The sequence below is a fragment of the Blastococcus sp. TML/C7B genome (assembly GCF_016612845.1).
Taxonomy (GTDB): domain Bacteria; phylum Actinomycetota; class Actinomycetes; order Mycobacteriales; family Geodermatophilaceae; genus Blastococcus.
Window position 1 is genome coordinate 1,529,062 of the sequence record NZ_JAEOAA010000001.1, and the last position, 19,559, is coordinate 1,548,620.

The 19,559-nt window shown below is 71.6% G+C and carries 16 protein-coding genes and 1 pseudogene; all 17 read left to right on the forward strand.

What is annotated here, in order from left to right:
• Positions 1-24 precede the first annotated feature (24 nt).
• The 17 genes and pseudogenes from nusG (at position 25) to rpoB (ending at position 19,554) form a co-directional block, all read left to right on the forward strand.
• Positions 25-897: a transcription termination/antitermination protein NusG gene (nusG, locus tag JKP76_RS07455; protein ID WP_200490181.1), complete on the forward strand. Its 873-nt coding sequence runs from the start codon at positions 25-27 to the stop codon at positions 895-897.
• Positions 898-954: 57 nt separating this feature from the next.
• Positions 955-1,384, forward strand: a pseudogene (gene rplK, locus JKP76_RS07460) (50S ribosomal protein L11).
• 90 nt (positions 1,385-1,474) lie between these two features.
• A complete protein-coding gene (gene rplA, locus JKP76_RS07465) occupies positions 1,475-2,194 on the forward strand; it encodes a 50S ribosomal protein L1 (RefSeq protein WP_200490182.1) in 720 nt (239 codons plus the stop codon).
• Positions 2,195-2,598: 404 nt separating this feature from the next.
• A complete protein-coding gene (gene rplJ / locus JKP76_RS07470; RefSeq protein WP_200490183.1) occupies positions 2,599-3,213 on the forward strand; it encodes a 50S ribosomal protein L10 in 615 nt (204 codons plus the stop codon).
• 17 nt (positions 3,214-3,230) lie between these two features.
• The gene (gene rplL / locus JKP76_RS07475) at positions 3,231-3,623 is read left to right on the forward strand and encodes a 50S ribosomal protein L7/L12 (RefSeq protein WP_200490184.1); all 393 of its coding nucleotides are present in this window, start codon (positions 3,231-3,233) and stop codon (positions 3,621-3,623) included.
• Positions 3,624-3,950: 327 nt separating this feature from the next.
• Positions 3,951-5,090 (forward strand): ABC transporter ATP-binding protein, encoded by a 1,140-nt coding sequence (locus tag JKP76_RS07480; protein WP_200490185.1) that lies wholly within the window; start codon positions 3,951-3,953, stop codon positions 5,088-5,090.
• Positions 5,091-5,194: 104 nt separating this feature from the next.
• Positions 5,195-5,902 (forward strand): ABC transporter permease, encoded by a 708-nt coding sequence (locus JKP76_RS07485; RefSeq protein ID WP_200491323.1) that lies wholly within the window; start codon positions 5,195-5,197, stop codon positions 5,900-5,902.
• 75 nt (positions 5,903-5,977) lie between these two features.
• A complete protein-coding gene (locus JKP76_RS07490; protein WP_200490186.1) occupies positions 5,978-6,772 on the forward strand; it encodes an ABC transporter permease in 795 nt (264 codons plus the stop codon).
• 8 nt (positions 6,773-6,780) lie between these two features.
• On the forward strand, positions 6,781-8,148 hold the full coding sequence (locus tag JKP76_RS07495; protein ID WP_200490187.1) for an MCE family protein: 1,368 nt from the start codon (positions 6,781-6,783) through the stop codon (positions 8,146-8,148).
• Positions 8,149-8,212: 64 nt separating this feature from the next.
• Positions 8,213-9,277, forward strand: a complete 1,065-nt coding sequence (locus JKP76_RS07500) for an MCE family protein (RefSeq protein WP_309229917.1) — start codon at positions 8,213-8,215, stop codon at positions 9,275-9,277.
• Entirely contained in the window at positions 9,277-10,305 is a 1,029-nt protein-coding gene (locus tag JKP76_RS07505; RefSeq protein WP_200490188.1) for an MCE family protein, read from the forward strand. Before JKP76_RS07500 ends, JKP76_RS07505 begins: the two co-directional genes overlap by 1 nt.
• Positions 10,305-11,534 (forward strand): MCE family protein, encoded by a 1,230-nt coding sequence (locus JKP76_RS07510; protein ID WP_200490189.1) that lies wholly within the window; start codon positions 10,305-10,307, stop codon positions 11,532-11,534. Before JKP76_RS07505 ends, JKP76_RS07510 begins: the two co-directional genes overlap by 1 nt.
• A complete protein-coding gene (locus JKP76_RS07515) occupies positions 11,531-12,838 on the forward strand; it encodes an MCE family protein (protein ID WP_200490190.1) in 1,308 nt (435 codons plus the stop codon). Before JKP76_RS07510 ends, JKP76_RS07515 begins: the two co-directional genes overlap by 4 nt.
• Positions 12,835-14,139 (forward strand): MCE family protein, encoded by a 1,305-nt coding sequence (locus JKP76_RS07520; protein ID WP_200490191.1) that lies wholly within the window; start codon positions 12,835-12,837, stop codon positions 14,137-14,139. Before JKP76_RS07515 ends, JKP76_RS07520 begins: the two co-directional genes overlap by 4 nt.
• A gap of 47 nt (positions 14,140-14,186) precedes the next feature.
• Positions 14,187-14,822 carry a hypothetical protein gene (locus JKP76_RS07525; protein ID WP_200490192.1) on the forward strand — a complete coding sequence of 212 codons (636 nt, stop codon included), beginning with the start codon at positions 14,187-14,189 and terminating at the stop codon, positions 14,820-14,822.
• A gap of 106 nt (positions 14,823-14,928) precedes the next feature.
• On the forward strand, positions 14,929-15,804 hold the full coding sequence (locus JKP76_RS07530) for a hypothetical protein (RefSeq protein WP_200490193.1): 876 nt from the start codon (positions 14,929-14,931) through the stop codon (positions 15,802-15,804).
• Positions 15,805-16,089: 285 nt separating this feature from the next.
• Positions 16,090-19,554 carry a DNA-directed RNA polymerase subunit beta gene (gene rpoB / locus JKP76_RS07535; RefSeq protein WP_375335644.1) on the forward strand — a complete coding sequence of 1,155 codons (3,465 nt, stop codon included), beginning with the start codon at positions 16,090-16,092 and terminating at the stop codon, positions 19,552-19,554.
• The last annotated feature ends 5 nt before the right edge of the window (positions 19,555-19,559 follow it).

A 19,559-nucleotide genomic window follows, 5' to 3' on the forward strand; every position in this document is an offset into this window, starting at 1 on the left:
CCATCCGACAAGGAAGAGACTTCTGTGACCGAGCCCCGCGAGCCCAACGAGCACGACACCGCGGTCGAAGGCACCGACCTGGACGACGCCCGCTTCGAGCAGCGCGGCAGCGCCGACGTCGAGACCGGCGTCGGTGAGACCGGTGCGGCCGAGGGCTCCAGCGACACCGCCGACCTCGAGCTCGACGTCGAGGACGCCGGGACCGGGGAGGCCCCCGAGGCCGACGCCGCCGACGCCGCCGACGAGGCCGCGCAGGCCGAGGAGCCCGTCGCCGCGGAGCCGGAGGACGAGGACCCGGCCGAGGCCATGAAGAAGGCGCTGCGGATCGCGCCCGGCGACTGGTACGTCGTGCACAGCTACGCCGGGTACGAGAACAAGGTGAAGACCAACCTCGAGGCGCGCATCCAGTCCCTCGACGTGGAGGACTTCATCTACCAGATCGAGGTGCCCACCGAGGAGGTCACCGAGATCAAGAACGGCAAGCGCGCGCAGGTCAACCGCAAGGTGCTGCCGGGCTACCTGCTGGTCCGCATGGAGCTCAACGACGAGTCGTGGGGCGCGGTCCGCAACACCCCCGGCGTCACCGGCTTCGTGGGCGCGACCTCCAAGCCCTCGCCGCTGACCCTCGACGAGGTCGTCAAGATCCTGGTCCCGGCCACCGCCCCGCAGGCTGCGCGCACCGCCGGCGGCGAAGCCGCCCCGGCCGCCGCCGCGCCGGCCGCCCTGGTGGACTTCGAGGTCGGCGAGTCCGTCACCGTCATGGACGGGCCGTTCGCGACCCTGCCCGCCACGATCAACGAGATCAACGCCGAGCAGCAGAAGCTGCAGGTGCTGGTCTCCATCTTCGGCCGCGAGACGCCCGTCGAGCTGTCGTTCAACCAGGTCAGCAAGATCTGACGTCGTTCGACTGATGTCGCACGGCGCCAGCTGATCCACCACCGATAGAAGGAAGTCATGCCCCCCAGGAAGCGGTTGAACCGCGGTCATCAAGCTCCAGATCAACGCCGGTGCGGCGACCCCCGCGCCGCCCGTGGGTCCGGCGCTGGGCCAGCACGGTGTCAACATCATGGAGTTCTGCAAGGCCTACAACGCCGCGACCGAGTCGCAGCGGGGCAACGTGATCCCGGTCGAGATCTCGGTCTTCGAGGACCGGTCGTTCACGTTCGTCACCAAGACCCCGCCGGCCGCGCGCATGCTGCTCAAGGCCGCCGGTGTCGAGAAGGGGTCGGGCGAGCCGCACAAGACCAAGGTCGCCACGGTCACCCGCGACCAGGTCCGCGAGATCGCCACCACCAAGATGGCCGACCTCAACGCCAACGACCTGGACCAGGCCGAGCGGATCATCGCCGGCACCGCGCGGTCGATGGGCATCACGGTCGTCTGACCCAGCACCACCCCCTAGCACCTGTGGGAGGGCCACGCCTGGCCCGGCAACCACACCATCCCCGGCTCCGTCCGGGGGAGAGGAACCACCATGGCGAAGCACGGCAAGAAGTTCCGGGCCGCGGCCGAGAAGGTCGACCGGGACACCCTGTACTCCCCGCTCCAGGCCGCTGCGCTGGCCAAGGAGACGTCGACGACGTCCTACGACGCCACCGTCGAGGTCGCTCTGCGCCTGGGCGTCGACCCGCGCAAGGCCGACCAGATGGTCCGCGGCACGGTCAACCTGCCCCACGGCACCGGCAAGACCGCCCGCGTCATCGTCTTCGCGACCGGTGACAAGGCCGCCGAGGCCGAGGCCGCCGGCGCCGACGTCGTCGGGTCCGACGACCTGATCGAGCGCATCCAGGGCGGCTTCCTGGACTTCGACGCGGCGATCGCCACCCCGGACCAGATGGCCAAGGTCGGCCGGATCGCGCGCATCCTCGGCCCCCGCGGCCTGATGCCGAACCCGAAGACCGGCACCGTGACCCCCGACGTCACCAAGGCCGTCAACGACATCAAGGGCGGGAAGATCAACTTCCGCGTCGACAAGCAGGCCAACCTGCACCTGGTGATCGGCAAGACGTCCTTCGACCAGGAGAAGCTGGTCGAGAACTACGCGGCCGCCCTCGACGAGGTCCTGCGCGCCAAGCCGTCCTCGGCCAAGGGTCGCTACGTCAAGAAGGTCACCATCTCGACGACGATGGGCCCCGGCATCCCGGTGGACCCGAACCGCACCCGCAACATGCTGGTGGACGAGCCCACCAACTGATCGACCGCACCTCCCGGAGGCCCCGCAGCGCTCGTCGCTGCGGGGCCTCTCGCACGTCCGGGGCCCACATCGGCGATGTGGGCCCCACCCGGCCCGCTTCCCGCCGAGATCGGCGGTGTGGGGCAGTCCTCGGGGGCAGCCGCCGCCTCCCGTGCGGCGTCGCGTACTCTTGGCCGCGTTCCCCCCAAGACCGTTGGTCGTCGCACGTCCGCGTGCGATCGAAGGTCCCGGAGTTCCGGGCGACCCGCGCAGGAGGACGGTTCGATCGGCGGTGCCGCTGCACGTCAGCGCGTCCCGCCCCTCGCCCCGTGCGCCTGCGCCGGGGCGTTCCTCGTCTCCGGGGCCACCCGATCGCCCGCGTTCGCGCGATGGCCGGTGGTCGCCCGACAGACGAGAGGAGGCCCATGCCCACGCAGGCGAAGGCCGCGGTGATCGACGAGATCACCGAGCGGTTCCAGAACTCGAGTGCGGCGGTGCTCACCGAGTACCGCGGGCTGACCGTGGCGCAGCTGACCCAGCTGCGCCGTTCCCTCGGTGCGGGCAGCACGTACGCCGTCGTCAAGAACACCCTGACGAAGCGGGCGGCGGACTCGGTCGGTTTCTCCGACCTCGGCCCGCTGCTCAACGGCCCGACCGCGATCGCCTTCATCGAGGGCGACCCGGTCGAGGGCGCCAAGGCGATCCGCGACTTCGCGAAGGCCAACCCGCTGCTCGTCGTCAAGGGCGGCGTGGTCGACGGCCGCACGGTCGACGCCTCCGAGGTCACGCGCCTCGCCGACGTCGAGCCCCGTGAGGTCCTGCTGGCCAAGCTGGCCGGCGCGATGAAGGGCAACCTGACCAAGGCTGCCGGGCTGTTCCAGGCCCCGCTGTCGCAGGTCGCCCGCCTCGCCGCCGCGCTGCAGGAGAAGAAGGCCGCCGACGCCCCGGCTGCCGAGGCTCCTGCCGCTGACGACGCACCTGCTGCTGACACCACCCCCGAGACCGACGCTGCCGCCGCCGACGCGGCCAGCGACGACTGACCCAGAAGGAGATCGACATGGCCAAGCTTTCCAGCACCGAGCTGCTCGACGCGTTCAAGGAGATGACCCTCCTCGAGCTGTCCGACTTCGTGAAGCAGTTCGAGGAGACGTTCGACGTCACCGCTGCTGCCCCCGTGGCTGTCGCGGCCGCCCCGGCCGCCGGTGGCGGCGGTGGCGGTGCCGAGGCCGCTGCCGAGCAGGACGAGTTCGACGTCATCCTCGAGTCGGCCGGCGACAAGAAGATCCAGGTCATCAAGGAGGTGCGCGGCCTCACCTCCCTGGGCCTCAAGGAGGCCAAGGACCTGGTCGACAACGCGCCCAAGCCCGTCCTGGAGAAGGTCGCCAAGGACGCCGCGGACAAGGCCAAGGCTGCCCTCGAGGGCGCCGGCGCCACCGTCACCGTCAAGTGACCCCCCACCCGGCGGTCCTGATCGCCGGGTAGCACGACCGCACCACCGCACCGCCGGCACGGGCCGTCCTCCTCCGGGAGGGCGGCCCGTGCTGCGTTCCCGGGGGTGCCGGGCCCGCCGTCCCCCGGACGGCGGAAACCCGAGATCCGGGTCACGGAAATCCCGTGACGCACGTAACCTCCCCGTGGCTGGGTCGTTACTGACCAGTAGTGATGCGGTCCGGCCCCGTCGACGTGCGATCGGGGTCGGGAAGCCGCAGACTGCCCGGGCTCGTCGATGCGACGCAGCGGGGGACCGGCAGGTCGAGCGGGAGCGGAAGGCGGAAGCGTGGGCGTCGCAGTCGAGGTCGACGGGCTGACCAAGTCCTTCGGGAGCCAGAACATCTGGAGCGACGTCACCCTGACCCTGCCGCCCGGTGAGATCTCGGTCCTGCTCGGCCCCTCGGGCACCGGCAAGTCGGTCTTCCTGAAGTCGCTGGTCGGGCTGCTCAAGCCCGAGCGCGGGTCGATCGTCATCAACGACACCGACATCGTGCGCACGAGCGAGCACCGGCTCTACGAGATCCGGAAGCTGTTCGGCGTGCTGTTCCAGGACGGCGCGCTGTTCGGCTCGATGAACCTCTTCGACAACATCGCCTTCCCGTTGCGCGAGCACACGCGCAAGAGCGAGTCTGAGGTCCGGCGGATCGTCCTCGAGAAGATGGACATGGTCGGCCTGCAGGGCGCCGAGGGGAAGCTGCCCGGGGAGATCTCCGGCGGCATGCGCAAGCGGGCGGGGCTCGCCCGCGCGCTGGTGCTGGACCCCGAGATCATCCTGTTCGACGAGCCCGACTCGGGGCTGGACCCGGTCCGCGTGGCCTACCTCAACCAGCTCATCGTCGACCTCAACGCGCAGATCGACGCCACCTTCCTCATCGTCACGCACGACATCGGCACCGCCCGCACCGTGCCGGACAACCTCGGCCTGCTGTTCCGCCGCAACCTGGTGATGTTCGGCCCCCGCGAGCAGCTGCTCACCTCGCAGGAGCCCGTCGTCCGCCAGTTCCTCAACGGCCGGCGCGAGGGGCCGATCGGCATGAGCGAGGAGAAGGACGTCGCCCAGGTCGAGGCCGAGATGGCCGCCCTGGAGGCCCGCGGCGGGGACTCGCACAACGGCATCGGCCCGAAGGGCGCGTCCGGCGGCGAGGCGGTCCCGCCGCAGCTGGAGCCCAGCGAGGGGTTGCCCGAGCGGCAGGGGGCCCGCCGCCGCCAGGAGCGGGTGGCGCGGATGCTGCACGAGTTCGATGAGACGACGGCGGCCGCCATCCGCCGCTCGCTGCCCGAGGACCTCCTCGCGCGCGCCGATGCGGGGGCCTACGCGCCCACCACCGGCACCAACGGCCGGCACTGGGCCGCGGACGCCGACAGCGGCGCGACGGCCACCACCGCGACCGCGGTCCTGCCGCGCCGCCGGGAGGGCGACGGGTGAGCGCCTCCGAGACGCCGAAGGCGCCGGGGCTGCTCGACGGGAAGTACTCGCCCACCCGGCCGCTCGCGGCCAGCGGCCAGCTGTTCGCGTTCGCCCTGGACGTCATGCGGGCGCTGCCCAAGCGGCCCTTCCAGATCCGCGAGTTCATCCAGCAGACGTGGTTCGTCGCGAGCGTGACGATCATGCCCACCGCGCTGGTGGCCATCCCGTTCGGTGCGGTCATCGCGCTGCAGCTGGGCTCCCTCACCCGGCAGCTGGGGGCCGAGTCCTTCACCGGCTCGGCCGCGGTGCTCGCGGTGCTGCGCGAGGCGAGCCCGATCGTGACCGCGCTGCTGATCGCCGGTGCGGGCGGTTCGGCGATCTGCGCCGACCTGGGCGCCCGCAAGATCCGCGACGAGATCGACGCGATGGAAGTGCTGGGCATCAGCCCGATCCAGCGGCTGGTCGTGCCGCGGGTGCTCGCCTCGATGGTGGTGGCGGTGCTGCTCAACGGCCTGGTCAGCGTGGTCGGCGTCGCCGGGGGCTACTTCTTCAACGTCATCCTCCAGGGCGGGACGCCGGGGGCCTACCTGGCCTCGTTCAGCGCGCTGGCGCAGGTCGAGGACTTCTGGTCGGGCGAGCTGAAAGCGCTGGTCTTCGGCCTGATCGCCGGGATCGTGGCGTCCTACAAGGGGTTGCGGGCCGGAGGTGGGCCCAAGGGCGTCGGCGACGCGGTGAACCAGTCCGTCGTCATCACCTTCCTGCTGCTGTTCGCGGTCAACTTCGTCATGACGGCGCTGTACTTCCAGCTCGTCCCGCCGAAGGGTTCGTGATGGCGCTGCTCTCGCCGGTCGACCGGCTGCGCGTGCGCGCCCGGCGCCTCGGGCGCACGGTCTACGGCCGACCCCATGGGGGCGCTGGAGGACCTCGGCGACCAGCTCGGCTTCTACGGCCGGGCGCTGGCGTGGACGCCGCGCACGCTGCGCCGGTACAAGAAGGAGGTCATGCGGCTGCTGGCCGAGGTCACCTTCGGCAGCGGCGCGCTCGCGGTGATCGGCGGCACCGTCGGCGTCATCGCGGTGCTGTCCTTCTTCACCGGCACCGAGGTGGGGCTGCAGGGCTACGCGGCCCTGGACCAGCTCGGCACCTCGGCGTTCACCGGCTTCCTCTCCGCCTACTTCAACACCCGGGAGATCGCGCCCCTGGTCGCGGGCCTGGCGTTGTCGGCCACGGTCGGTTGCGGGTTCACCGCGCAGATCGGCGCCATGCGGATCAACGAGGAGATCGACGCCCTCGAGGTCATGGGCGTGCCCTCGCTGCCGTTCCTCGTCACCACGCGCATCGTGGCCGGCTTCGTCGCCGTCATGCCGCTCTACGTGCTGGGCCTGCTGAGCAGCTACTTCGCGACCCGGTTGATCACCACCCAGGCCTACGGGCAGTCGGCGGGCACCTACGACCACTACTTCAACCTGTTCCTGCCCCCGCAGGACGTCTTCTGGTCCTTCCTCAAGGTGCTCGTCTTCGCCGTCGTGATCATCCTGAGCCACTGCTACTACGGCTACCGCGCCAGCGGTGGCCCGGCCGGCGTCGGCCTGGCCGTGGGCCAGGCGGTGCGCTTCTCCATCGTCGCGGTGATGGTCATCGACCTGTTCCTGTCCCTCGCCATCTGGGGCTCGACGACGACCGTCCGGATCGCGGGGTGAGCGGTGCGATGAGGACGAAGATCCGCCTGCGCATCCAGGGGTTGGCGTTCCTGCTGACCCTCGCGCTGCTGCTCGGCCTCGCCGTCGCGCAGTACAACAAGGTGTTCTCCGACGTCGCCCGCGTCACCCTGGAGACCGACACCATCGGCAACCAGCTGCGGGAAGCGTCCGACGTCAAGGTGCGCGGCGTCATCGTGGGCGACGTCCGCGCGGTCGACGCGACCGCGGACGGCGCCACCATCGAGCTGGCCATCGCGCCGGAGTACCTCGACCAGATCCCGGCCGACGTGACCGCGCGGCTGCTGCCCAAGACGCTGTTCGGCGAGCGGTTCGTCGCCCTGGAGATCCCGGAGAGCCCGTCGGCGGAGACGCTGGCCGACGGCGCGGTGATCGGCCAGGACCGCAGCGAGAACGCCATCGAGCTGCAGCGCGTGGTCGACGACCTGCTGCCCCTGCTCCAGGCGGTGGAGCCGGAGAAGCTCTCCTACACCCTCGGCGCGGTGGCCGAGGCGGTGCGCGGCCGGGGCGACCGGCTGGGCGCCAACCTCGCCGCCGTCGGCCGCTACACCGGCGAGCTGAACACCGTGCTGCCCGACCTGCAGGCCGACATCTCCGGGCTGGCCGACTTCGCCGACACCTACGAGTCCGCGGCCGACGACCTGCTCGGCGTGCTGGACGACCTGGCGGTCACCAGCCGGACGCTGGTCGACCAGCAGGAGCAGCTGCGCCGCACGTTCACCGTCGCCGACCGGGCCGGCACGGTCACCGCGGGCTTCCTGGAGACCAACGAGCGGAACCTCATCTCGCTGGCCGAGAGCTCGCTGCCGGTGCTGGGCACCTTCGCCGAGTACTCGCCGGTCTACCCGTGCCTGCTCAACGGCCTGGCCCGCTCGGTGCCGCTGTACAGCGAGGTGCTCGGTGGCGACGGCGACCCGTACCTGGATCTGAACCTCACCGTGACGCTGCCGCCGCGCAACCCCTACCTGCCCGGCGACCAGCCGGCGTACCTGGACCAGTCGGGTCCTGACTGCCGGGGCCTGTCGGACATCGACGGGCTGATCGCCGCGGCCGCGCAGGGCGAGTTCTACTGCCCGAACCCGCCGGTCGACGGCGTGCAGTCGCGGGACAACCCGGTCACCGGCAACCCGGTCTGCCTGGGCGGCAGCGGCCCGGACGACATCCCGGCGGGCGCCGGCGAACCCAACCCCCAGGCCGGGACGTCGCTGCCCAGCGGCCTGGCCGGATCCACCGCGGAGCTCGATTTCGTGCGCAACATCCTCGCCTACCAGACCGGCAGCGACCCGTCGGCGGTCTCCGACCTCGGGGCGTCGCAGATGGCGCCGCTGCTGAGAGGGACCCGGGTGGCACTCCGATGAGTGAGCATCGCAGCGAGGGACGAGCGAGGAGCGGAGCGATCGGCCGCGGAGCGGGGTGGGCACCGTGAGGGGGCTGCTCGCACCGCTGGTCAAGCTGGTCGCCTTCGCGCTGGTGACCATGATGGCCAGCTACGTGCTGATCACGACGATCACCAACGCCGGGTACGGGGAGCAGGTCGCCTACCGGGCCGAGTTCACCGACGTCGCCGGGCTGGTCGAGGGCGACGAGGTGCGCATCGCCGGCGTGCGGGTGGGCCAGGTGAAGGGCATCGGCCTGGTCGAGGGCGCCGGCGACCGCCCGCTGGCCGAGGTCGAGCTCGAGGTGGACGCCGACGTCCCGCTGCCGGCGACGGTCGAGGCCGCGATCCGCTACCGCAACCTGGTCGGCCAGCGCTACGTCGCGCTCGCCGAGGGGGAGGGGGCCGCGGGCCGCACCCTCGAGCAGGGCGGGCTGATCCCGGTGGCGCAGACCCGGCCGGCGCTGGACCTGACCACGCTGTTCGGCGGGTTCCAGCCGCTGCTGCAGGCGCTCTCCCCGGCGGACATGAACCGGCTCTCCTACGAGGTCATCCAGGTCTTCCAGGGCGAGGGCGGCACGGTCGAGGGGCTGCTGGCGCACGTCGCCTCGCTGAGCACCTCGCTGGCGGACAAGGACGCCGTCATCGGCGACGTCATCGACAACCTGACCACCGTCATGGGGTCGGTCGCCGCGCGCGACCAGGAGCTGTCGGACCTGATCGTGAGCCTGCAGCAGTTCGTCACCGGCCTGGCCGGCGACCGCGAGGTCATCTTCGACTCGCTGCAGACCATCGACCAGCTCGCCACCGCGACCACCGGCCTGCTGGAGGAGGCCCGGGCGCCGCTGGCCGCCGACATCCGCGCGCTCGACGACCTGGCCGGCAACCTCGCCGACACCGGCGACGTCCTCGAGGGCTTCCTCGAGCTCGCGCCGACCAAGATCGACCTGATCACCCGGACGGCGATCAACGGCAGCTGGTTCAACTTCTTCGTCTGCGGGGCCGGCGGCTTCATCCGCGTGCCGGTGACCAACCCGCTGACCGGCGAGCTGTCCGGGGTCAACGTCCCGGCGGACGGTCTGGGCAACGGCGAGCGGGGGTGCGGCGGCTGATGGCCCGCACCTCCAAGCCCTTCCGCGACCGCAACCCGGTCACCATCGGCGCGATCAGCCTGACGGTGATCGCCGCGCTGGTCTTCCTCGCCTTCAACACGCAGTCGCTGCCGCTCATCGGTGGCGGCACCGTCTACCGCGCCCAGTTCAGCGAGGCCGCGGGGTTGCGGCCCGACGACCCGGTGCGGGTGGCCGGCGTCAAGGTCGGCAACGTCGAGAAGATGTCGCTCGAGGACGGCGCGGTGGTGGTCGAGTTCCGGGTGACCGACGCGTTCGTCGGCGACCGCTCCGAGGCGGCCATCAAGATCGAGACGGTGCTGGGCGCCAAGTACGTGGCGCTGGTCCCGCGCGGATCGAGCGAGCTGGACCCCGACGAGCCGATCCCGCTGGAGCGCACCGCCTCGCCCTACGACGTCGTCGAGGCCTTCGCCGACCTGTCGACCACGGTCGAGGACCTGGACACCACCCAGCTGGCGAGCTCCTTCGAGGTGCTGGCCGAGACCTTCGCCGAGACGCCGGAGGAGGTGCGCAGTTCGATCGAGGGCCTGGCCCGGCTGTCGGACACCATCGCCTCGCGCGACGCCCAGCTCGAGCAGCTGCTCACCGCGACCCGCACGGTCACCGACGTCCTGGCCGACCGGAACGGCGAGTTCACCCAGCTGATCCTGGACTCGAACACGCTGCTCACCGAGGTGCAGGAGCGCCGGGCGCTGATCGACTCGATCCTCACCAGCACCCAGGAGCTGTCCCTGCAGCTGCAGGGCCTGGTGGCCGACAACCGCGAGGCGCTCACCCCGGCGCTGCAGCAGCTGGCCACGGTGACCGACATCCTCGCCCGCAACCGGGACAACATCTCGCAGACGGTGGACCGGCTGGCGCCCTTCGTCCGCGTCTTCACCAACACCCTCGGCAACGGACGGTGGTTCGACAGCTTCGTGGACAACCTCATCCCCGGCGTCGTCGGCAGCGCGATCTGCGGCGGCCCCGGTGTCGTCGGGCTCCCGCTGACCTGCGCGGAGGGCAACTGATGAGCGGCTCCCTGCAGCGCGCGGTGGCCGCGGCCGCCGCCCTCGTCCTGGTGGCCGCGCTCGGCTGGACCGTCCTGCGCCCGGCAGGGCAGTACCGGGTCACGGCCTGGTTCGACCAGACCGTGGGGCTCTACGCCGGCTCCGACGTCCGCATCCTCGGCATCGACGTCGGCGAGATCACCGAGGTCCTGCCGATGGGCGACCGGGTGCGCGTGACGATGCTGATCGACGACGACTACGACATCCCCGCCGACGCCGCGGCCGTCGTCCTGGCGCCGTCGCTGGTGTCCGACCGGTACGTGCAGTTCGCGCCGGTCTACGCCGGCGGGCCCACCATGGAGGACGGCGCCGAGGTGCCGATGGACCGGACGGCGACCCCGGTGGAGCTGGACCGGGTGTACGGCGCGCTCGACGAGCTGTCGGTCGCGCTCGGCCCGACCGGCGCGAACGCCGACGGCGCGCTCTCCGACCTCGTGGACGTGGGCGCGGCCAACCTCGACGGCAACGGCGAGGCGCTCAACCGCACGCTCACCGGCTTCTCGCAGGCCGTGGAGACGCTCGCGCGGAACCGGGACGGGCTGTTCGACTCGATCGAGAACCTGCAGACCTTCACCGGCGCCCTGGCCGCGATCGACGCGAGCGTCGGCCAGTTCAACACCAACATGGCCGCGGTCGCGGACCTGCTCGAGCAGGAGCGGGCCGACCTCGCCCGCGCCGTCGAGCTGCTGTCGGCGGCCCTGGGCGACGTCGCCGGGTTCGTCCGGACGAACACCGACCTGCTGAGCACCAACGTCGACCGGCTGGCCGACGTCACGCTGGCGCTGGTGCAGCAGCGCTCCGCGCTGGCCGAGGTGCTCGACGTCGCGCCGGCGGCGCTCGGGAACCTCGCGCACGCCTACAACCCGGACTTCGGGACGCTGGACACCCGGGACAACTCCCTCGGCGGGACCGCTCCCGAGGTCATCGTCTGCCAGCTGCTGTCGGCGACCGGCCGGCTCCAGCTCGATCTCGACGTGCTGCCGGCCATCGGCCTCCAGCTGCCCTTCGTCGAGCAGGTGTGCAGCCGGCTGCTCTCCGGCGACGCGGACGCCGACGGCGCCTACGACGACCTGAACGGCAACGGCGTGCCCGACCTGCAGGAGCTGCTCACCGCGCTGTTCGGTGGCGCCACGGCGCCGGCCGGCGGCCCGCTGATCGGCTTCCCCGCGCTCCCCGGGGCGCAGCGGTGACCCGCCGGACGACGCGGGTGGCCGCGGCCGCCGCCGGGGTGCTGCTGCTGGCCGGCTGCGGCGGGTTCCGCGGGGCCTACTCCCTCGACCTCCCCGGCGGGGCGGACCTCGGCGAGGAGCCCTACCAGGTGACCGTGCAGTTCCTCGACGTCCTGGACCTGGTGCCGCAGTCCGGCGTCCGGGTCGCCGACGTGCCCGTGGGCCGGGTCGACGAGATCGAGCTGAACGAGGACTGGACCGCCGAGGTGACCCTCTCGGTCAACGGCGACGTCGAGCTGCCGGAGAACGCGGTCGCGATGATCCAGCAGAGCTCGCTGCTCGGCGAGAAGTACGTCGAGCTGGCCGCGCCCGGCATCGAGCAGCCGCGGGGACGGCTCGGGGACGGCGACCTCATCCCGCTGGAGCGGACCAACCGCAACGTCGAGGTCGAGGAGCTGCTCGGCGCGCTGTCGCTGGTGCTCAACGGTGGCGGGCTCACCCAGCTCACGACGATCACCCGCGAGGTCGGCGAGGCGCTGGAGGGCCGCGAGGACGCCATCCGCGACACCCTCGACCAGCTCGACGTCCTCATCGGCGGGCTGGACGAGCAGAAGACCGAGATCAACCGCGCGCTGGACAGCGCGAACGCGCTCGCGGCCACGCTGGCCGAGCGCACCGGCACGATCGAGACCGCGCTCGACACCATCGGCCCGGGCCTCGACGTCATCAACGAGCAGCGGGGCCTGCTGGTCTCGATGCTGGAGAGCCTGTCCAGGCTCGGCGACGTCGGCACCCGGATCATCGACCAGGCCGCGGCGCACACCGTCGAGGACCTGCGGCTGCTCCAGCCGATCCTCACCCAGCTGGCCGCCGCCGGGCCCGACCTGGCCGGCTCGCTGGACCTGCTGCTCACCTACCCCTTCCCGGCCAGCGCGGTGGTCGGCGACGGCAGCGGCGGGGACGTCCCGCTGAACTACCGGCCCGACCAGCGGACCGGCGGCTACGGCCTGTTCGCCAACATGACCGCGACGCTGGACCTCGACCTCACCCAGGTGCTCTGCCGGTACGTCGTCGACCCGCTGACCGGCGCGCTCGAGACGCTCTCGCCCGAGCAGCTGCTCGGCACCGCCTGCGGCCAGCCGGGCACCCCGCCGGGGAACCAGAACCAGGGCGTGGCCACCGGCGGGACCGGGGGCACGGGCGGCACCGCGCCGGCCCAGGCGCCGCTGAGCATCCTGCCCGGGGAGATCGTCGGTCAGCTGCCGACGGCCGAGGCGCTGGGCGGCCTCCTCGGCTTCCCCCTGTTCACCGGAGGCCAGCCGTGATCACGCGGACCACCAGGCTGCAGCTGCTCGCCTTCCTGACCGTGGCCGTCCTCGGCATGGCCTACCTGGGCTGGAACCACGTCGGGCTGGACCGCGCCGTCCTGGGCAGCGGCTACGACGTGGCCGCGGACTTCGAGGACTCCGGCGGCATCTTCGTCAACGCCGAGGTCACCTACCGCGGCGTCGCGGTCGGGCGGGTGAGCGACATGGAGCTCGTCGACGACGGCGTCCGCGTCGTCCTCACCATCGACCCCGACGCCGAGCCGATCCCCGCGGACGCCACCGCCACCGTCGCCAACCGCAGCGCGGTGGGGGAGCAGTACGTCAACCTCGAGCCCGCCGGCCCCGACGGCCCGTTCCTGGAGGACGGGTCGGTCATCCCGGTGGAGCGGACCTCCATCCCGGTCCCGGTGGAGGAGCTGCTGCTGAACGTGGACCGGCTGGTCGGCTCCATCGACCAGGAGAACCTCCGCATCGTCGTCGACGAGCTGGGCCGGGCGTTCGCCGGCGCGGGCGACGACCTCGGGCGGTTGATCGACAACGGCGACCTGCTGCTCGCCCGCGCCGAGGAGTCCCTGCCCGCGACCATGGCGCTGATCACCGAGGGGCGGACCGTCCTCGACACGCAGGTGGCCAGCCGCTCGGCGATCGAGCAGTGGGCCGGTGACCTGCGGCTGGTCGCGGACACCGTGGTCGAGAGCGACGAGGACATCCGCTCGCTGCTGGCCAACGCGCCGGAGGGCGCCGGCGCGCTGCAGGAGCTGGTGGAGCGGGCCGGCCCCGGCCTGGGCTCCCTGGTCCGCAACGTCGACATCCTCAACGGGGTGGTGACCCCGCGGCTGGACGGCGTCGAGCAGCTCCTGGTCACCTACCCCGACGTCGTCTCCGGCGGGTTCAGCGTGGTCCGCAACGACGGCGGCGTGATGCGCGCGCACTTCGGCTTCGTGCTCAACGTCGGCGATCCCGCCTCCTGCACCACCGGCTACCTCTCCACGGGTGCGGCCCGCAGCCCGGGCGCGGTGGCCGGCCTGGACACCGGCGAGGTCTCCTGCGGGGTCGTGAACGGCGTCGACCCGGACCCCTCCGACGGCGTCGACGAGACCGGTTCGAGCATCCGCGGCGAGCAGAACATCGGCCGATCGGGTGGTGTCGCCGGGTCCGGCCCCCAGACCGGCCTCGCGGGGCTGCCCCCGCTCGGTACCGTGATCGGCGGCCTGGTGGACGGGGTCACCGGCCTGCTCGACGAGGTGCTCACCGGCCTCCTCGGCGGTGCGGTCCCGTTCGCACGCACCACCGGCTGACCCGGCACGGCGCCGGTGCACGAGCGAGACGACGAGGAGGGCCAGGGTTGACCAGCGACGCGCCCACGCGCGCACGGGAGGACGACGACGCGCTGCCGTCGCCGGCCGCCGGCCCGGACGAGCGCCCCGCCGGCGACCCCAGCGGCGACCCCACCGGCGACCCCGCCGGCCGGGACGACGACGCGACGACGGGCGGTCGGGGCCGGATCGGCGTGCCGCTCGTGCCGGTGCTCGGCGTGCTGCTGGTCCTCCTGCTCGCCGCCGGCGCGTGGCTGTGGACCAGCCGCCCCGAGCCCTCCTCGGTCACGACGGCGGACTACGTCGAGGTGCTGCAGGCGGCCCGCTCCGGCGTCGTCGACCTGACGTCCTTCGACCACCTCACCCTCGACGACGACATCGCCCAGATCCGCCGCGTCGCCACCGGTGACCTGCTGGAGGAGTCGGTCGCGCAGCTCGAGCAGCAGCGCGACCGGTTCACCGAGGTGCAGGCGGTGGTGAACACGGAGGTGATCGGCGCCGGCGTCACCCGGGCCGACGACACGACCGGCACCGTGCTGCTGGTCATCCAGTCGACCCAGCAGAGCGCGGCCGACCCCCGGCCGTCGATCGTGAAGTACCGGATCAAGGTGGAGCTGCAGAAGGTGGACGACCGGTGGCTGCTGTCCGGGATCTCGGGGCTGTGACGGCATGACCGGCACCCCGGAGGACCGTCCCCGTCCCGCGCCGCGCACGCGCCCGTCGCCCGCGCCCCGCGCTGCACCCGCAGCCCGGCCCAGCCCCCGGCCGCGGGTGGCCGGCGCCCGGCGCGAGCGGGAGGAGGCGGCCGCCGCGGTGGCCGCCGCCGCGGCGACCACCACCACCGACCCCGCGGTCGGCGAGCCGGTCACCGCCGAGCTGGCCGCCGCCACCGGCCGGCGCAGCGGCGCCCGCCGGCGCGCGGCGCAGGCCCGCACCGGGCGGCGGGGCTTCCCCGCGCTGGCCGCCGTCCTCACCGCGCTGTGCGTGCTCGCCGCCGCCGGTGTCGGCTACCTGGTCTGGGAGCGGATGCACCCGCGCTCGGTCGACGACGGCATCTTCGCCGCCGCGCGCAGCTCGGTCGAGGACCTGTACGCCTACGACTACCAGGACTCCGAAGGCAGCCTGGACCGCAAGCTCGCCGTCCTCACCGGGGACCTCCGCGAGCAGTACGAGCAGGAGCTCTCGCAGGGCGGCATCCTCGACACCTACGAGCAGGTGTCGGCGACGACCAGCTACGAGGTGCTCGACATCGGGTTGCAACAGGTCAACGACGCCCAGGACACCGCGACGGTGGTCGTGTTCGGCCGGTACGTCGCCCCAGTCGGTGACCAGCGGGAACGGGCAGGCCCCGGAGGGCTCGGAGTGCGAGGTCACGCCCGAGGGCGCCCAGTCCTGCGTGCAGACCATCCGGCTCGGCATGGTGCAGGTCGCCGGCGACTGGAAGATCAGCGAGCTCACCCAGCTGACGACCAGCTGACGCCGGTCCCCGGCGTGGCGGTCGGAGCGCTCCGCCGCGCCTGGCATCATGGGTGCACCGCCCGGAGCGCGGACCGTGTCGAGCCCGATGTGGCACCGGTCGCACCGGTACCCCTGGCGTGGACATCACGCAACAGCAGGGGTAGGGTCTCCTGTTGCGCTGCCCTCTGACTGCCTGCCCGTTGAGACGGGTCACGACGGGTGCCCGGGAACCCTCCGGGTGAACCCCTCGCCGACCCTCGATCCGGGTGTACGCGGCCGTCGCGGACAGCCTCGCCATTACCGACGACGACCCAGGACGACCAGCACCCCCGCCCGCACGTCGTGAGGTCCTTGGAAGGACGCATCTTGGCAGGCTCTCGCCCCACCAGCATCAACCCCAGCACCACCGAGTCCGGCACCACCAGCACCGCCCCGCAGGACGGCCCCCGCACCGGCGAGGCCGACCAGCAGAAGATCCCCGGCGCCCCGCTGCGCGTCTCCTTCGCCAAGATCTCCGAGCCGCTCGCGGTCCCGGACCTGCTGGCCCTGCAGACCGCCTCGTTCGACTGGCTCATCGGCAGCCCCGAGTGGCGCGCGACGCTCTCCCCCGAGGAGCAGGAGTCCGCCGTCGGCGGCCTCGCCGAGATCCTCGAGGAGATCTCCCCGATCGAGGACTTCAGCGGCTCGATGTCGCTGTCCTTCTCCAACCCGCGCTTCGAGGACGTCAAGGCGTCCCTCGAGGAGTGCAAGGACAAGGACATGACCTACGCGGCGCCGCTGTTCGTCACCGCCGAGTTCATGAACAACACCACCGGCGAGATCAAGAGCCAGACGGTGTTCATGGGCGACTTCCCGATCATGACGAACAAGGGCACGTTCGTCATCAACGGCACCGAGCGCGTCGTCGTCTCCCAGCTCGTCCGCAGCCCCGGCGTCTACTTCGACAAGTCGCTGGACAAGACCTCGGACAAGGACGTCTTCAGCGCCAAGGTCATCCCGAGCCGCGGTGCGTGGCTGGAGTTCGACGTCGACAAGCGCGACACCGTCGGCGTCCGCATCGACCGCAAGCGCCGTCAGCCGGTCACCGTGCTGCTCAAGGCGCTCGGCTGGGGCGAGGACCGCATCCGCGAGCACTTCCAGTGGTCGCCCACCGTGCTGGCCACGCTCGAGAAGGACCACATCGCCGGGCAGGACGAGGCCCTCCTCGACATCTACCGCAAGCTGCGTCCGGGCGAGCCGCCGACGCGCGAGTCGGCCCAGGCGCTGCTGGAGAACCTGTTCTTCAACCCGAAGCGCTACGACCTGGCCAAGGTCGGCCGGTACAAGGTCAACAAGAAGCTGGGCGTCTCGGTGCCGCAGGGCACCAGCACGCTGACCGAGGACGACATCGTCGCCACCATCGAGTACGTCGTGCGCCTCCACGCCGGCGAGCCCGACCACGGCGTCGACGACATCGACCACTTCGGCAACCGCCGCCTGCGCACCGTCGGCGAGCTGATCCAGAACCAGATCCGGGTCGGCCTCTCCCGCATGGAGCGCGTGGTCCGCGAGCGCATGACCACCCAGGACGTCGAGGCGATCACGCCGCAGACCCTGATCAACATCCGGCCGGTCGTCGCCTCCATCAAGGAGTTCTTCGGCACCAGCCAGCTGTCGCAGTTCATGGACCAGACCAACCCGCTCGCGGGTCTGACCCACAAGCGCCGCCTGTCGGCGCTGGGCCCGGGCGGTCTGTCGCGTGAGCGCGCCGGCATGGAGGTCCGCGACGTCCACCCGAGCCACTACGGCCGGATGTGCCCGATCGAGACGCCGGAAGGCCCGAACATCGGCCTGATCGGCTCGCTGTCCTCGTTTGGCCGGGTCAACGCCTTCGGCTTCATCGAGACGCCGTACCGCAAGGTCGAGAACGGCACCGTCACGGAGCAGATCGACTACCTGACCGCCGACGAGGAGGACCGCTTCGTCGTCGCGCAGGCCAACTCCGTGCTCGACGGCAACCGGCTCACCGAGGACCGCGTCCTGGTCCGCACCAAGGGTGGCGAGGTCGACTACGTCGCCCCCGAGAACGTCGACTACATGGACGTCTCGCCGCGGCAGATGACCTCGGTCGCCACCGCGATGATCCCGTTCCTCGAGCACGACGACGCCAACCGCGCGCTCATGGGCGCCAACATGCAGCGCCAGGCGGTGCCGCTGCTCCGCAGCGAGGCCCCGCTGGTCGGCACCGGCATGGAGCTGCGGGCTGCCGTCGACGCCGGCGACGTCGTCGTCGCGGAGAAGGCCGGCGTGGTCGAGGACTCGACCGCCGACTACGTCACCGTCATGGCCGACGACGGCACCCGGCAGACCTACCGCCTGCTGAAGTTCCGCCGCTCGAACCAGGGCACCTCGATCAACCAGACCCCCGTCGTGGACGAGGGCCAGCGCGTCGAGGTCGGCCAGGTCATCGCCGACGGCCCCTGCACCGACCAGGGCGAGATGGCGCTGGGCAAGAACCTGCTCGTCGCCTTCATGCCGTGGGAGGGCCACAACTACGAGGACGCGATCATCCTGTCGCAGCGCCTCGTGCAGGACGACGTCCTGTCCTCGATCCACATCGAGGAGTTCGAGGTCGACGCCCGCGACACCAAGCTCGGTGCCGAGGAGATCACCCGGGACATCCCGAACGTCTCCGAGGAGGTCCTCGCCGACCTCGACGAGCGCGGCATCATCCGCATCGGCGCCGAGGTCGTCCCCGGCGACATCCTCGTCGGCAAGGTCACGCCCAAGGGCGAGACCGAGCTGACCCCCGAGGAGCGGCTGCTGCGCGCGATCTTCGGCGAGAAGGCCCGCGAGGTCCGCGACACGTCGCTCAAGGTCAAGCACGGTGAGTCCGGCAAGGTCATCGGCGTCCGGGTGTTCTCGCGCGAGGACGGCGACGAGCTGCCCGCCGGCGTCAACGAGCTGATCCGGGTCTACGTCGCCCAGATGCGCAAGATCTCCGACGGCGACAAGCTCGCCGGACGCCACGGCAACAAGGGCGTCATCTCGAAGATCCTGCCGCAGGAGGACATGCCGTTCCTCGAGGACGGCACCCCGGTCGACATCGTCCTGAACCCGCTCGGCGTCCCCGGCCGGATGAACGTCGGCCAGGTCCTGGAGATGCACCTCGGGTGGATCGCCAAGCAGGGCTGGAACGTCGAGGGCACCCCGGAGTGGGCGGCCAACCTGCCCGAGCCGGCCCGCTCGGCCGCGCCGGGCACCCGCACCGCGACCCCGGTGTTCGACGGCGCCAAGGAGGACGAGCTCATCGGCCTCCTCGGCTCGACGACGCCGAACCGCGACGGCAACCGGATGGTCAAGGAGACCGGCAAGGCCCGGCTGTTCGACGGTCGTTCCGGGGAGCCCTTCCCGGAGCCGATCGCCGTGGGCTACGTCTACATCCTGAAGCTGCTGCACCTGGTGGACGACAAGATCCACGCCCGGTCGACCGGCCCGTACTCGATGATCACGCAGCAGCCGCTGGGTGGTAAGGCGCAGTTCGGTGGTCAGCGCTTCGGCGAGATGGAGTGCTGGGCGATGCAGGCCTACGGCGCCGCGTACGCGCTGCAGGAGCTGCTCACGATCAAGTCCGACGACATCCTGGGCCGCGTGAAGGTCTACGAGGCCATCGTCAAGGGCGAGAACATCCCCGAGCCGGGCATCCCCGAGTCCTTCAAGGTGTTGCTCAAGGAGCTCCAGTCGCTCTGCCTGAACGTGGAGGTCCTCTCCAGCGACGGCAACGCGATCGAGCTGCGCGACACCGACGACGAGGTCTTCCGGGCCGCCGAGGAGCTGGGCATCGACCTCTCCCGCCGCGAGCCGAGCTCCGTCGAAGACTGTCTGATCGGCAGTCGGCCGGCCCTGACTGACCCAGGGCCGGCCGGCCACCACCTCCAAGTCATAGAAGCGAAGCACTAGCCCCT